The 14,129-nt window shown below is 69.7% G+C and carries 12 protein-coding genes; 3 read left to right on the top strand and 9 right to left on the bottom strand.

The window, feature by feature from the left end:
- Positions 1-425: 425 nt before the first annotated feature.
- A complete protein-coding gene (locus ACFYWS_RS35695) occupies positions 426-2,396 on the top strand; it encodes a glycosyltransferase family 2 protein (protein ID WP_389283402.1) in 1,971 nt (656 codons plus the stop codon).
- Positions 2,393-4,330, top strand: coding sequence for a galactose oxidase-like domain-containing protein (locus ACFYWS_RS35690; protein WP_389283401.1), 1,938 nt, complete (start codon positions 2,393-2,395; stop codon positions 4,328-4,330). The genes ACFYWS_RS35695 and ACFYWS_RS35690 overlap by 4 nt, the downstream gene beginning before the upstream one ends.
- Before the next feature lie 55 nt (positions 4,331-4,385).
- On the opposite strand, the gene ACFYWS_RS35685 is transcribed toward ACFYWS_RS35690, so the two are convergent.
- The 3 genes from ACFYWS_RS35685 to ACFYWS_RS35675 all read right to left on the bottom strand — a co-directional run bounded on the left by ACFYWS_RS35685 (position 4,386) and on the right by ACFYWS_RS35675 (position 7,069).
- On the bottom strand, positions 4,386-5,399 hold the full coding sequence (locus ACFYWS_RS35685) for a glycoside hydrolase family 6 protein (RefSeq protein WP_389283400.1): 1,014 nt from the start codon (positions 5,397-5,399) through the stop codon (positions 4,386-4,388).
- A gap of 403 nt (positions 5,400-5,802) precedes the next feature.
- Positions 5,803-6,474: a class F sortase gene (locus tag ACFYWS_RS35680; protein WP_389283398.1), complete on the bottom strand. Its 672-nt coding sequence runs from the start codon at positions 6,472-6,474 to the stop codon at positions 5,803-5,805.
- A gap of 7 nt (positions 6,475-6,481) precedes the next feature.
- On the bottom strand, positions 6,482-7,069 hold the full coding sequence (locus tag ACFYWS_RS35675; protein WP_389283396.1) for a hypothetical protein: 588 nt from the start codon (positions 7,067-7,069) through the stop codon (positions 6,482-6,484).
- A gap of 135 nt (positions 7,070-7,204) precedes the next feature.
- Here ACFYWS_RS35675 and ACFYWS_RS35670 point away from each other — a divergent pair, with 135 nt between their 5' ends.
- Complete coding sequence (locus ACFYWS_RS35670) at positions 7,205-7,984, top strand: HAD-IIA family hydrolase (protein ID WP_389283394.1); 780 nt, start codon at positions 7,205-7,207, stop codon at positions 7,982-7,984.
- Between the two features lie 6 nt (positions 7,985-7,990).
- On the opposite strand, the gene ACFYWS_RS35665 is transcribed toward ACFYWS_RS35670, so the two are convergent.
- The 6 genes from ACFYWS_RS35665 to ACFYWS_RS35640 all read right to left on the bottom strand — a co-directional run bounded on the left by ACFYWS_RS35665 (position 7,991) and on the right by ACFYWS_RS35640 (position 13,709).
- Complete coding sequence (locus ACFYWS_RS35665) at positions 7,991-9,052, bottom strand: 2-aminoethylphosphonate ABC transporter substrate-binding protein (protein ID WP_389283392.1); 1,062 nt, start codon at positions 9,050-9,052, stop codon at positions 7,991-7,993.
- Between the two features lie 43 nt (positions 9,053-9,095).
- Positions 9,096-9,893, bottom strand: coding sequence for an ABC transporter permease (locus ACFYWS_RS35660; protein ID WP_389283390.1), 798 nt, complete (start codon positions 9,891-9,893; stop codon positions 9,096-9,098).
- Positions 9,894-9,991: 98 nt separating this feature from the next.
- Entirely contained in the window at positions 9,992-10,864 is an 873-nt protein-coding gene (locus tag ACFYWS_RS35655) for a 2-aminoethylphosphonate ABC transporter permease subunit (RefSeq protein ID WP_389283388.1), read from the bottom strand.
- Positions 10,857-11,954, bottom strand: coding sequence for an ABC transporter ATP-binding protein (locus tag ACFYWS_RS35650; protein ID WP_389283386.1), 1,098 nt, complete (start codon positions 11,952-11,954; stop codon positions 10,857-10,859). The genes ACFYWS_RS35655 and ACFYWS_RS35650 overlap by 8 nt, the downstream gene beginning before the upstream one ends.
- A gap of 147 nt (positions 11,955-12,101) precedes the next feature.
- A complete protein-coding gene (locus ACFYWS_RS35645; protein WP_389283384.1) occupies positions 12,102-12,866 on the bottom strand; it encodes a GntR family transcriptional regulator in 765 nt (254 codons plus the stop codon).
- Positions 12,867-13,001: 135 nt separating this feature from the next.
- Entirely contained in the window at positions 13,002-13,709 is a 708-nt protein-coding gene (locus tag ACFYWS_RS35640; protein WP_389283382.1) for a hypothetical protein, read from the bottom strand.
- Positions 13,710-14,129 lie beyond the last annotated feature (420 nt).

Here is a 14,129-nt window from a genome sequence, read left to right as displayed (position 1 = left end):
GGGCAAGATCAAGCCCCTGCGGCGATTGAGCAGCGGGGTCCGGGGCAGCGCCCCGCGGCCGCAACCCCGGAGCGGTGCAACCCTCATTAAGGCCGGTAAACACCACGTATCGGCCTTGCGATCATGAACCGGGTCACAGCACTCTGTCATGGAGCCATTGGCTCCCAAGATGCTTACGGTACAAGGCACTTGAAATGGGCACCGTGTCACGCCGGGCCCGAGCCGGTTGCCGAGCGCGCGGGGAGGGGGCCCCGCTCATGAAGCGATGTCGAGGGGGGCATCATGCAACCGGAAGGCCGCCGTACCAGTCTTAGGTAAGGGTGGGACGGTGGCCCGCCAGTGATACGTCCGGGGGCACGGTCAGGGGGCCCGTTCCCGGGCGCAGGACCGACGACCACGCGGTGACGCGTGCGGGGGGATGACTCATGACGTCGACGCCGACGGGCGCCCGGCCGGAATTCGACCCGTCCGAGACGACCCAGCTGCGAGTGCCACCGCACCGCACTGGCGGTTTCCGGCGCATCAGGAAATCGTTGCCGCGCTACGACTACGAGCACTACAGCCGGCTCGCCGGGCCACTGACCCAGCCCGATCCGGACAAGCCGTACAAGGTGCGCTACCGCTCACTGCTCTCACAGGAACCGCACAGGCTCCGGGCCGCGCTGATGCTGGGCGCCGCCCCGCTGCTCTCGCTCGTCCTGCTGTTCTGGCTGATGCAGCCCACGCACTGGACCGAACGGGACTACCCCGCCTACGACTTCCTGCCCGCTCTCGACATCGTGATGCTCGTGGCGATCGGGCTCATCGAGTTCTTCCGCTGCATGAACGTGCTGTCGAACGCGCACGCAACGCTGGTCGCGAGAGACCCGGTCCCGGTCGTGCCCGAGACCGGGACGCGCGTCGCGTTCCTCACCTCGTTCGTACCCGGCAAGGAACCGCTGGGGATGGTGACGAAGACCCTGGAGGCGGCCGTGAAGCTGCGCCACCGGGGCCTGCTGCACGTCTGGCTGCTCGACGAGGGCGACGACCCCGAGGTCAAGGAGGTCTGCGAGCGGCTCGGCGTGCACCACTTCTCCCGCAAGGGCGTCGCGAAGTGGAACCAGCCGAAGGGCCCGCACCGCGCCAAGACCAAGCACGGCAACTACAACGCCTGGCTGGACGCGCACGGGAGCGAGTACGACTTCTTCGCCTCCGTCGACACCGACCACGTCCCGCTGCCCAACTACCTGGAGCGGATGCTCGGCTTCTTCCGCGACCCCGACGTGGGGTTCGTGATCGGCCCTCAGGTCTACGGCAACTACGACAACTTCATCACCAAGGCCGCCGAGTCGCAGCAGTTCCTCTTCCACGCGCTGATCCAGCGCGCGGGCAACCGCTACGGCTCGCCCATGTTCGTCGGCACGTCCAACGCCGTGCGCATCAGCGCGCTCAAGCAGATCGGCGGCCTGTACGACTCCATCACGGAGGACATGGCGACCGGCTTCGAGATCCACCGGCACCGCAACCCCGCCACCGGCAAGAAGTGGCGCTCCGTGTACACGCCGGACGTGCTCGCGGTCGGTGAGGGCCCCAGCGCCTGGACGGACTTCTTCACCCAGCAGATGCGCTGGTCGCGCGGTACGTACGAGACGATCCTCAAGCAGTACTGGAAGGGCTTCTTCACGCTCCCGCCGAGCAAGCTCTTCAACTACACGATGATGATCATCTTCTACCCGATGGCGGCGATGAACTGGATCCTGGCGGCGCTGAGTTGTGCGCTGTTCCTGGGTCTCGGCGCCTCGGGTGTGAACATCGACCCGACGATCTGGCTGATGCTGTACGGCAACGCGTCGGCGCTGCAGATCGGCCTCTACGTCTGGAACCGCCGGCACAACGTCTCGCCGCACGAGCCGGAGGGCTCCGGCGGTGTGGCCGGCATGGTGATGTCCGCGCTGTCGGCGCCGCTGTACGCGAAGGCGCTCTTCGACGCCGTGCTGCGCCGCAAGAGCAAGTTCGTGGTGACACCCAAGGGCGATTCGGCAAGCCCCGACCGCTGGTTCGGGACCTTCCGCTACCACTGGTACTTCATCCTCATCTTCGGCGGCTCGATCGGCGCGGGCTTCTACTTCGGCCACTCCCACCCGGCGATGATCACGTGGGCCTGCTTCGCGCTGCTGATCACCGCGGCCCCGATGTTCGCGTGGCGCTACATGCTCCGCCAGGACAAGAAAAAGCCGAAGCCGCCCGCGCAGGCCCCGCAGCCTGAGCGTCCGGAGCAGCCGGCTCCAGCGCCGCGGGCGCACACCGCGCCCCAGCAGAAGCCGAGTTGGGCCGCGCAGCCGAGCGGCAGGAACGACGTGGTCAAGTGGGGCAATGACCAGACCGCGCAGATATCCCTGGGGGGACATAACAAGTGAAAGACGGTGCGAGCCGCCGCCGTGCCCGGCGCATAGTCATCGGCACGGTGGTGGTCCTGGCGCTGGCCGGGATGAACGGGCCCTGGCTGTATCGCTTCGGGTCGGCCAAGTATCACGAGTACAAGATCAACAAACCGGAGTACAAGGCCGAGAACGGGCACTGGGACGTCATCGATTTCCCCCAGAACATGCGCCTGAACACGATTCACGCGGCGCTGTTGCACACCGGGAAGATCCTGCTCGTCGCCGGGTCGGGGAACAACCAGAAGAACTTCGACGCCAAGAAGTTCGACACCCGGCTCTACGACCCGGTGAAGAAGACCATCAAGAAGATTCCCACGCCGACGGACCTGTTCTGCACGGGACATACGCAGCTGGCGAACGGGAATCTGCTGATCGCGGGCGGCACCAAGCGCTACGAGAAGCTGAAGGGCGATGTCACCAAGGCCGGCGGCCTGATGATCGTGCACAACGAGGACCCGGACGCGCCCAAGACCATCAAGGCAGGCACGGTCTTCACCGGCAAGGAGAACGGCAAGTCGTTCGTCGCCAAGGACAACATCACGGTCGAGCGCGCCAAGAAGGTCTTCGACAAGGCGACCGGCAGGTTCCTGCGCAATGAGCCGGGCCTCGGCCGGGTGTACGTCGAGGCGCAGCGCCGCGGCGCCAAGTACGAGACCGGTACGCAGGACAACTACCGATTGCAGGGCCTGACCGGCCAGGACGCGCGCAATCTGTACGGCATCGCGCAGAAGCTCGCCCTGGACAAGAAGGACTTCCAGGGGATCAGGGACAGTTACGAGTTCGATCCGGTCGCCGAGAAGTACATCAAGGTCGACCCGATGAACGAGGCGCGCTGGTATCCGACGCTGACCACGCTCTCCGACGGCAAGGTCCTCTCCGTTTCCGGGCTCGACGAGATCGGGCAGCTGGTACCGGGCAAGAACGAGGTGTACGACCCGAAGACGAAGAAGTGGACGTATCTGAAGGACGTCCGCCAGTTCCCGACGTATCCCGCGCTGTTCCAGATGGAGAACGGGAAGATCTTCTACTCGGGCGCGAATGCCGGTTACGGGCCCGACAACGTCGGCCGTAAGCCCGGTATTTGGGATCTGACGGACAACAAGTTCCAGAAGATTCCCGGGCTTTCCGACCCGGACATGCTGGAGACGGCCAACACCGTCGAACTGCCGCCCGCGCAGAACCAGAAGTACATGGTGGTCGGCGGCGGTGGCGTCGGCGAGTCCAAGCTCGCCAGCGAGAAGACCCGGCTCGTCGACCTGGAGGACAAGAACCCGAGGTTCGTCGACGGTCCGAAGCTGGACAAGGGGACGCGTTATCCGCAGGCCTCGATCCTGCCCGACGACTCGATCCTCGTCTCCGGCGGCTCGGAGGACTACCGCGGGCGCGGCGACACGAACATCCTTGAGGCGCGGCTCTACGACACGAAGAAGAACTCGTTCAAGCGGGTCGCCGATCCGAACGTGGGCCGCAACTACCACTCGGGCTCGCTGCTCCTGCCCGACGGGCGCGTGCTGTTCTTCGGCTCGGACTCGCTCTACGCCGACAAGGCCAACACCAAGCCGGGCACGTTCGAGCAGCGCATCGAGATGTACACGCCGCCGTATCTGTACCGGGACTCGCGGCCGACCCTGGAGGGCGGCAAGAAGACGATCCGGCGCGGCGGTTCGGCGACGTACAAGACGGAGCACGCGTCGTCCATCAAGACGGCGCGGCTGATCCGGCCGAGCGCCTCGACGCATGTGACGGACGTGGATCAGACGTCCATCGCGCTCGACCTGAAGAAGTCGGCCGACTCGGTGTCGGTGACCGTGCCGAGGAGCCGGTCGCTGGTGGAGTCGGGCTGGTACATGCTGTTCGTGACGGACGATCAGGGGACGCCCAGCAAGGCGCAGTGGGTTCAGGTCCCGTAACCGGCGAAGGCGTGGCAGGTGAGAGGGCGGGAGGGGAACCTCCCGCCCTCTTGGGCTACTTGGCCCCCGCCAGCTTCATGGCGTACTCGCCCCACCACTCGCCGGCCTTCGGGCCGCCCTTGCACGTGCCGTCGGACTCTCCCGGCCGCTTGACCCACAGGTAGGCCTTCACCTGCTCGTCGCCGGTCTTGGTGGTCGGCTCCTCGCCGAGGGCCCGGCCCGGCGGGTTGCACCAGCGCTCGTCCGCGGCGCCGCCCGTGTACGGCCCGTTCCCGTTCCGGCTCGTGTCGACCACGAACGGCTTGTTGCCGACCTTCGCCGAGAGTTCCTTGCCGTACTTGACCGACTCCTCGGTCGTGTAGAAGTTCGACACGTTGACCGAGAACCCGTCGGCCTGGTCGATGCCCGACCACTTCAGCGGCTCGTAGATCTGGTCGGGCTTGCCCCAGCCCGCGTTGCCCGCGTCGAGGTAGACCTTCGTGTCCTTCAGGGACTTGAACTTCGCGATGGCGCCCTTGAGCAGGTCGTAGCGCTCCTCGTGGAACTGCTCCGGCGTGCAGTTGTCCACCATGTGCTGCACCGCGTCGGGCTCCAGGATCACCGTCGCGGGGCGGTCTTCGATGCCCGCGGCGACCTGGTCGATGAACTCCCGGTACGCGTTGCCGTCCGCGGCGCCGCCGCCCGAGTACTGGCCGCAGTCGCGGTGCGGGATGTTGTAGACGACGAGCAGCGCGTCCCGGTCCGCCTTCTGTGCGGCCTCGGTGTAGCCGCGCGCCTGCTCCCTGGCGTTCTCCGGCAGGAGCCATTCGCCGCTGGGCTGTTCGGCGATCTTGCGGACCTTCGCGGCCTCGTCGTCCTTGCCGTCCTTCTCAAGGCTCGCGACGGCTTTCGCCGCCTTGCTCTCGGGGTTGACCCAGAACGGGTCCGCGCCCTTGGGCTGCTGCTTCACAGGCCCCGTCGACTCGCCCCCCTCGTCCTTGTCCCCACCGCCGGAAGAGCACGACGAACACGCCGCCGCGAGCAGCGCCGCCCCCACGACGACCGCTCCAGCCCTCAGTTTCCGGTACATCCACTCCCCCTTGGGTGCACTGCCTGGCTCTCAATCGTGGCATACGCCCCTGCCGTGCCACGAGCGCGTACGCCGCTTGTCAAGGACCTGTTACAGCGTGCGCGGCCCGGGTGGGCGGCGACCACGTCGCGTACGCGGGGATCCGCCGGCCCCTGCCCGACGGGCGGGTGCGGTCGAACCCCTCGTGAACTCTCGACCACACTCTGTGCTGTTCCGCCCAAGCGTTCTAAAGTCGTGATGAGTGGCCCAAGACCCCGGCCGATCCGATCCAACGGACCATCCATGAAGCCTCCCGTGCCCGGGCCGGGCCCTCCCGCAGCCCGCAGCCCGCGCGGTCGAGGACCAGTCCGGCCGGCGGCTCCGGGGGGAGCGGGCCGCCGGCCGGACCAGGTGGCTCGCACGCTCAACTCGCCTTCTGGGGCGCGCTGTCCACGTCCGTCAGGTACGCGGACACGACGACGTTCGCGGAGTACGTGCCCGAGGCCTTGTCGAAGTCGCCTCCGCAGGTGATCAGGCGGAGTTCGGCGCGCTCGGAGCGGTGCGGCCCGTACGCCTTGGCCGGGTCGAAGTTCTCGCGGGAGAACACCCGGACGTCGTCCACGGTGAATGCGGCGACGGAGCCGTCGGCCCGCGTCACGCGCACCGTGTCGCCGGGCTCGGCCTCGCTGAGGTGGTAGAAGACGGCGGGCCTGCTCTCGGTGTCGAGGTGCCCGACGAACAGGGAGGTGCCGCGCTCCCCCGGCCGCACCCCGTCGCCGTACCAGCCGACGACTCCGGCCCGCGCGTACGGCGGCGGGTCGATGGCGCCGCCCGCGTCCAGGCCGCGGGCCACGACGGGGGCCTGGACGCGCAGCGCCGCGATGTCGACGCGCCGCGGGTCCGCGCCCTGGACCGGCTGGTGAGCGGCCGGCAGGTCGACGTCCGCGGGGCGGCCGACGGCGGCCGCGTCCCCGGTCGTCGGCGAGGACAGGTTCAGGTCGGTGGCGCCGTGGCCCCACAGCCACAGGCCGAGCAGCAGCACCACCCAGGCGACCCCCGTGAGGAGCCGCCCGGCCCCTTGTGACCGGTTGTTCATGGCGGGCTCAGCGCCTCGTCGGTGAATCGGGTGCCCTGCGGCGGCGCACGCTGCGGACGGCCACGGCGACGGCGGCGATCGCGGCGAGGCCCAGGCCGATGAGGGCGTGCCGGGTGCCGGGGCCCTCGCTGGGGGCGGCTTCCGGGGCGCGGTGGACGGCGAGCGCCTGCCGTTCGGCGGTGCCGCCGCCGCCCGCGTGCACGGCGGCGGTCGGGGACGCGGCGGGTGAGGCGCCGGCGGCGGATCCCTCGACGACCCGGAGGGTGCCGGTGACCTTGCCTTCCACTCCGTCGCAGGTCACCGAGACCGGGTAGGCGTCGGGCGCGGCGGATGACTTCACGCGGGCCTCGGCGAACAGGGTGGGGTCGTCGGCGGAGGGCGCGAGCCGGGCCGGGGATACGAAGGCGGCGGAAGCGGCGCTGCCCGTGGCGCCGTCGCAGCCGGTCACCCGCAGGTCGACGTCGGTGCCCGCGGGCGCGGCACGCGGGGTGACGGTGATCGCCGCGCCGCCTTCGGCCGCCGCGGCGGGGGTGGCCGGTGCGGTCACCAGGACGGCCACCCCCGCGACACCGACAGCAAGCAGTCCTGCACGCATCGTGAACCTCCTCTAGGCAGGGTCACGCTTTCTGCCGCTGTCCGCATCCCGAGAGGCTCCCGTGCCACGTCACACCTGCCGGGGCAGGTGAATACGATGGCAGTCAGTCGATCCTGAGCCGAGGAGTCCGCACACATGGCAGAGCCCAAGCCCATCGAATCGTGGCTGACCGACATGGACGGGGTCCTCATGCACGAGGGGGTGCCGATCCCGGGCGCGGACGCGTTCATCAAGAAGCTTCGGGACTCCGGCAAGCCGTTCCTCGTCCTGACGAACAATTCCATGTACACGGCCCGTGACCTGCACGCCCGCCTGAACCGGATCGGTCTGGAGGTCCCGGTCGAGAACATCTGGACCTCCGCCCTCGCCACCGCCCGGTTCGTCGACAGCCAGCGGCCGAACGGCACGGCGTACGTGATCGGCGAGGCGGGTCTGACGACGGCGCTGCACGAGGTCGGTTACATCCTCAGCGACTCGGACCCCGACTTCGTGATCCTCGGGGAGACCCGTACGTATTCGTTCGAGGCGCTCACCAAGGCGATCCGGCTGATCAACAACGGGGCCCGGTTCATCGCCACCAACCCCGACAACACGGGTCCCTCCACGGAGGGCGTGCTGCCCGCGACGGGCTCGGTGGCGGCGCTGATCACCAAGGCGACCGGCAAGGACCCGTACTTCGTCGGGAAGCCGAATCCGCTGATGATGCGGACCGGGCTCAATGCCATCGGGGCGCACTCGGAGTCCAGCGCGATGATCGGCGACCGGATGGACACGGACGTGCTCGCGGGTCTGGAGGCCGGGATGACGACGTATCTCGTGCTGACCGGGCTGACCAGCAAGTCGGACATCGACCGCTTCCCGTTCCGGCCGACCACGGTGACCGACTCGATCGCGGATCTCGTCGACCTGGTCTGAGGCCCGTCAGCTGTCGGTCGCCGTCTTCCAGTCGTCCACGTACGTCTGGAGGTTCTTGGCGATGTCGTTCCAGTCCGGCTCGAAGATCTGCACACCGTCCATGATCTTGGCGAGTTCGACGGCGTTGTCGTCGGTGGCCTTCACGTCGGCGCGCGGCGAGAAGCCGCCGCCGACGGAGCTGACCTGCTTCTGCTGCTTCGCGGCGAGCATGAAGTCCAGGAGCTTCTTGCCGTTGGCGGTGTGCGGGGCGTCCTTCACGAGGCCGCCCGCGTACGGCAGGGCGAAGGAGGTCGGCTTCCCCGAGCCCTTCTTCGGGAACCAGATGCCGAGGTTCGGCATGTCCTTGGACTGGGCGTAGTTCATCTGCACGTCCCCGTTGGCGACGAGGAGTTCGCCCTTGTCGACCTTGGGGGCGAGCTTGCCGGTGGAGGCGGACGGGCCGACGTTGTTGGCCTGCAGCTTCTTCAGGTAGGCCATGGCCTGTTCCTTGCCGCCGAAGTCGTGCATGGCCTTGACGAGCAGGGCGGTGCCGTCGCCCGCGATGCCGGGCGTGGAGTACTGGAGCTTGTTCTTGTACTTGGCGTCGAGGAGCTGCTCCCAGGTGGTGGGCGGGGTCTTCAGCTCCTTCGTGTTGTGGAGGAAGCCGAAGTAGTTGTTGACGACGGAGGTCCAGGTGCCGTTCGCCGCCTTGTCGGCGCCGTCGACCTGGTCCGAGCCCTTGGGCTTGTACTTCGCCAACAGGCCCTTGCTGTCGGCCTGCTGGATGAACGGGGGCAGCGTGACGAGGACGTCGGCCTGGGTGTTGACCTTCTCGCGGGCGGCGCGCTGCACCATTTCGCCGGAGCCGCCCTCCACGTAGTTGACCTTGATGCCGGTCTTCTTGGTGAAGTCCTTGAAGACCTTGTCGTACCAGCCGTCGCCGTTCTCGCCCTTGAGGCCGTCGGCGCTGTAGACGGTGACGGTCTTCTTGTCGGAGGCGGCGGAGCTGCCGCCGCAGCCGGTGAGGGTCGCGGCGAGGGCGAGAGCGCCGGTGGCGGCGGCGACGGTGGTGAGCGTGTTCTTGCGCATGGCGTGGTGAACTCCCGTAGTACGTAAGCGTTTTGAGGGGTCTTCAGCGGTACGCGGCCTTGGTGCGGATCCGCGAGACGGCGAGCAGGACGAGCAGCGTGGCGGCCATCAGGACCACCGCGATCGCGGAGCCGGTGAAGAGGGAGCCGCGGTCGGTGGTGGCGTAGATCTGCACCGGGAGCGGCATCCAGTCCGGCGGGTACAGCATCATCGTGGCGCTCAACTCACCCATGGACAGGGCGAAGCAGAGGCCGGCGGCGGCGTTCAGGGAGGGCAGGAGCAGTGGCAGCTTCACCTTCCACAGGACGTACGCGGGGCGGGCCCCGAGGGAGGCCGCGGCCTGTTCGTACGCCGGGTCGAGGCGCTGGAGGGCGGCCGAGACGGACTGGTAGGCGAACGCGGTGACCAGGATCGTGTGGGCGATGATCACGATCCAGCGGGTGCCGTTGAGCAGCATCGGCGGTTTGCTGAACGCCACGAGGACGGCGAGGCCGACGACCACGGACGGCACGGCGACCGGCAGCATGAACAGCGCGTCCATGACGCGGCGCCCGCGCTTCTTCTGCGCGGCGGCGGCGAGCGCGGCCCACCCGCCGACGACCAGCGCGAGCACGCTCGCGGTGACGGCCGTGACCAGGCTGGTGGTCAGGGCGGTGAGGGAGTCGCCGCTGGTGGCAGCGGAGTAGTGCCCGCCGGTGACGCCGGACGGCAGGGCGCCGGACCAGTTCGTGGCGAAGGACGCGGCGAGGACGACGAGGAGCGGAAGGGCGAAGAGCGGCAGGAAGAGGACGAAGAAGACCGTCCAGGCGGCCCACCGGCCCGGCTTGCTATGCACCAGCACGAGGATTCGCCTCCCGGTGGAGAGCGCGCCCGAGGGGCGCGGGACTGTGTCGATCGGGGGTCGCGCGGCCGTGGGGCGCGGCCTCCGAAGCGGAGCGCCTACGCACGAGCACGGCGGCTCACCACCCGGTACAGGCCGTAGAGGCTCACGGAGACAAGGACGTTGACGACCGCGACGACGCACGCGCCCGGGTAGTCGGATTCGAGGATCGCCTTGCTGTAGACGAGGGTCGGCAGCGTCGTAACGCCCTTGGCGCCGGTGAACAGGACGATCCCGAACTCGTTGAGGCACAGGACGAGGACCAGCGAACCGCCGGCGGCGAGCGCGGGGAGTGCCTCGGGGAGGATCACCTGCCGCACGATCCGCGCGGGCCGCGCCCCGAGCGACGCGGCGACCTCCAGCTGACCCGTGTCGACCTGCGAGAACGCGGCGAGCAGCGGGCGCATCACGAACGGCGTGAAGTAGGTGATCTCGGCGAGCAGCACGCCCCACGGCGTGGCCAGGAAGTCGAAGGGCCCGGTGGCGGCGCCCGTGACGTCCGTCCACAGCCCGTTGGCCATGCCCACCTGCCCGTACACGAACAGCAGGGCGAGCGTGATCAGGAAGGACGGGAAGGACAGGAACACGTCGATGAAGCGGGCGACCGCCTTCGCGCCGGGGAACGGCACGAACGCGACGATCAGCGCGAGCGCGAACCCGAGGACGAGGCAGCCGACCGTGGACCCGACGGCGAGCCACACCGTCGTGCCGAGCGCCTCGCGGAACGCGGAGGACGAGAAGACGTCGGCGTACGGCTTGAGGGAGGTGCCGCCGGTGTCGGGGGTGAGCGACTGCTGGACGACGAGGAAGAGCGGGTAGAGGAAGACGACAGCGAGGGCGGCGACGGGCGGCAGGGCCCATATCCAACCGCCGTTGCGCCTACGGGACTTGGCGACGCCCTGGCGGGGCGCGGCGAGCGTGGCGCTAGCCATGAGCACCCACCTCCGACGAGACCCCGGCGCCGAGCAGGACCGCGTCCTCGGGCGCGAAGTGCACCGTGATCCGCTCCCCGAGGGACGGCGGCTCGCGCAGTTCGCGCAGGTCGGCCTTGACGCGATGGCCTTCGACGTCGACGTAGAGGCGGTGCGTGGAGCCCCGCCACTGGACCTCGGCGACCTCTCCCGTAAGGGAGTTGGGGCCTTCGCCGAGGCCGACGAGGTGCGGGCGGACGCACAGCGTGGCCGTGGCTCCCGCCGCCGCGTCGCCCTGTGCCGGGACCTTCAGTTCGGTCGAGCCGAAGGAGACGGTGTCCCGGCCGGCCGCGCCCACCCGCACCGGCAGGAGGTTCGCGTTGCCGACGAAGGAGGCGGTGAACTCGGTGCGCGGGCGCCGGTACAGCTCCTGCGGTGTGCCGACGTCCTGGAGGCGGGCCTTGTCCATGACGGCTATTCGGTCGGCGAGGGTGAGCGCCTCGACCTGGTCGTGGGTGACGTACAGGATCGATACGTCGGGCAACTCGCGGTGCAGCCTGGCCAGTTCGGCGAGCATTCCGGAGCGGAGCGTCGCGTCGAGCGCGGACAGCGGCTCGTCGAGCAGCAGCACACCGGGCCGGACGGCGAGTGCGCGCGCGATGGCGACGCGCTGCTGCTGGCCGCCGGAGAGTTCGCGCGGGTAGCGCTTGGCGTAGGAGGCCATGCCGGTCAGTTCGAGCGCTTCGGCGACGCGGGCGGGGATCTCGCCCTTCGGCACCTTCTGCGCCCGCATCCCGAAGGCGACGTTGTCCTCGACGCGCAGATGCGGGAAGAGCGCGTAACTCTGCACGACCATGCCGATGCCGCGCCGGTGCGGCGGCAGGTCGGTGACATCGCGCCCGCCGAGGAACACTCTCCCGGACGCGGGCCGCACGAACCCGGCGACGGCGCGCAGCGCGGTGGTCTTCCCCGAGCCCGAGGGGCCGAGCAGGGCCATCACCTCGCCGGGCTCGACGGTCAGGTCGAGGGAGTCGAGAACGGTGGCGGCGCCGTACGCGACCGACACCCGGTCGAACCGGATGCCGCTCAGCTTCTGGTCGTTGTCTCTCACGGCGGCAACGCTGCTGGCGTCGGGTGTCCCGCACGGAGCGGTCCGGCAACGGGACGGTGAACGGGCACCCAAGCTTGGACCAGACCCGTTATGGTTCTGTTATGCGAGCGAGGCATGTGGGGTCAACTCCCGGCGGACTGCGGCGTGTTACCAGCCGTCCGAGCCCAAACGCGCGGTGAACGAGAAGCGGTCCCCCCGGTAAAGCGTCCGCACCCGCTCCGTGGCGCGGCCCCCCGTGTCGTACGAGATCCGGTGGATCAGCAGCATCGGCAGCGCGGGCGGCGTGCCGATGAGCAGGGCCTCGCGCGGGGTCGCGAGCACCGTCTCGATGCGCTCGTCGGCCGAGCCGAACTCGATGCCGAGGCGGTGGACGTAGGAGTAGAACGAGGAGTCCGGGTCGAACTCGGCGTCCAGGCGCGGCACCCGGGCCACGGACACGTAGGTCGACTCCAGGCCGACGCGCTCGTCGTCGGCGAGCAGCACGCGCTCCATGTGCCAGACGGGTTCGCCGCGTTCGAGGCCGATCTCGGCGGCGAGCGCGGGCGGGCACGGGAAGCGTTCGAGGCCGATGAGGGCGCGCCCCGGGCGCCGGCCCTGTCTGCGCACGCCCTCCGTGTACGAGGCGAGGGACAGCGGCTGCGCCAGCTTCGGGCCCGCGACGACGGTGCCCCTGCCGTGGCGCCGCAGCCGCCCTTCGAGCAGCAGCTCGCGCAGCGCCTGCCGCACGGTCTCGCGCGCCACTTCGTAGCGCAGGGCGAGTTCGCGCTCGGCGGGAAGGGGTTCGCCTTCGGTCAACTCGTCGAGCAGCGCGGCGATCTGGGCCTTCACGGCGTAGTACTTCGGTATGCGCCCGTGCTCGGGGATGCCGTCGCGCACGGGGGCGCCGGGGGCCTGGTCGTTCGGGTAGTCCACGCGGGGATGGTCGCAGATGTGGGTGAACATCTGCCGTACGTCCCCTGCCTTACGTCCCCTGCCCCGCGTTCCCTGGGGCCCGGCCGCCGCGCTTGTTCGGCTGGGGCGGCGGCCGGGCCGGTGGTGGGGCGGGGCTCAGCGTCCGCCGACGCGGAGCCGCCGGGCTCCCACCACGAGGGTCGTGCCGGCCAGGAGGAGGGTGCCGGCCGCGACCCCCAGTCCGAGCAGGGCGCGCGGGCCGGTCCGGGCGAGCTCGTCCGCGAGCGTCGGGCCCGCGGCCTCTTCGATGGAGAACGGGTAGTCGCCGGACTCGCCCACCCAGTCGCCGTCGTCGTCCTTGCGGCGGACGAGCGCGGCGGTGGCGACGACGTCGTCGGGACCGGTGCCGTCGGCGAACGCGAGGCGGACGTCGACGGTGACCTTGTCGCCCGCGCCGACCGAGAATCCGGGGAAGCCGTCGAAGACGCCGATGTTCTCGTCCCGGGCCGTCCGCTCGACCGTCACGGGGCGCCAGCGGCCCCCGTCGCGGAACTCCAGCGCGATGCGCTTCGGCGTCAGCTTCCGGGTCTTGTCGACCAGTACGAGGACGGGGTGGAGGTCGGCGCAGCGGGTGGCGGTGGTGTTGGTGAGGTCGAGCGAGAAGTGCCGGGGGGCGTCGCCGGGGTGGTAGGTGGCGGGGCCGTCGTCGATGCGGGTGTCGATCGGGAAGTCGCCGCGCTTGTCGGCGGCGCAGGCCCGGGTGCCGGGGTCGGCGGCGGCGGTCGCGTGCGTGGGGCCGAGCGAGGTGAGGGCGGAGGCGGCGATGGCCGTGGCGGCGAGGGCGAGTGGGCGGCGCGGTCGCATGAAGGCCCTTCACTGGTCGCGGAGTTGACGACAGTCGTGGGCCAGTACTTTTCCATTGCGGTTCGGTGGGGCGGGGATTGCGCGTCGCGGCGCGCGTGCGAATCCCCCGATCGGCCGAGCGGAGTGTTTCGGCGGCACCGGCGTTACGGCCTCGGGGCTCCGCCCCGGACCCCGCGCCTCAAGCGCCGGCGGGGCTGATCTTGCCGAACCGGCGTTGCGGTCTCGGGGCTCCGCCCCGGACCCCGCGCCTCAAACGCCGGCGGGGCTGATCTTGCCGAACCGGCGTTGCGGTCTCGGGGCTCCGCCCCGGACCCCGCTGCTCAAACGCCGCAGGGGCTTGATGTGCCGGACCCCCGCGTCTCAAACGCCGCAGGGGCTTGATTTACCCCGCCCATCTCCCACCACCCGCCCCCTCCGGGG

This window comes from Streptomyces sp. NPDC002795, assembly GCF_042888725.1.
Classification (GTDB): Bacteria; Actinomycetota; Actinomycetes; order Streptomycetales; family Streptomycetaceae; genus Streptomyces.
Note: the sequence above shows the minus strand (reverse complement) of the source record. Positions and strands in the feature narration are given on the sequence as shown.

Excerpts from the sequence above, each read along its gene's own strand:
- ACFYWS_RS35695 (WP_389283402.1), top strand. The coding sequence starts at position 426 with ATGACGTCGACGCCGACGGGCGCCCGGCCGGAATTCGACCCGTCCGAG.
- ACFYWS_RS35685 (WP_389283400.1), bottom strand. The coding sequence starts at position 5,399 with ATGTACCGGAAACTGAGGGCTGGAGCGGTCGTCGTGGGGGCGGCGCTG.
- ACFYWS_RS35680 (WP_389283398.1), bottom strand. The coding sequence starts at position 6,474 with ATGAACAACCGGTCACAAGGGGCCGGGCGGCTCCTCACGGGGGTCGCC.
- ACFYWS_RS35675 (WP_389283396.1), bottom strand. The coding sequence starts at position 7,069 with ATGCGTGCAGGACTGCTTGCTGTCGGTGTCGCGGGGGTGGCCGTCCTG.
- ACFYWS_RS35670 (WP_389283394.1), top strand. The coding sequence starts at position 7,205 with ATGGCAGAGCCCAAGCCCATCGAATCGTGGCTGACCGACATGGACGGG.
- ACFYWS_RS35665 (WP_389283392.1), bottom strand. The coding sequence starts at position 9,052 with ATGCGCAAGAACACGCTCACCACCGTCGCCGCCGCCACCGGCGCTCTC.
- ACFYWS_RS35655 (WP_389283388.1), bottom strand. The coding sequence starts at position 10,864 with ATGGCTAGCGCCACGCTCGCCGCGCCCCGCCAGGGCGTCGCCAAGTCC.
- ACFYWS_RS35640 (WP_389283382.1), bottom strand. The coding sequence starts at position 13,709 with ATGCGACCGCGCCGCCCACTCGCCCTCGCCGCCACGGCCATCGCCGCC.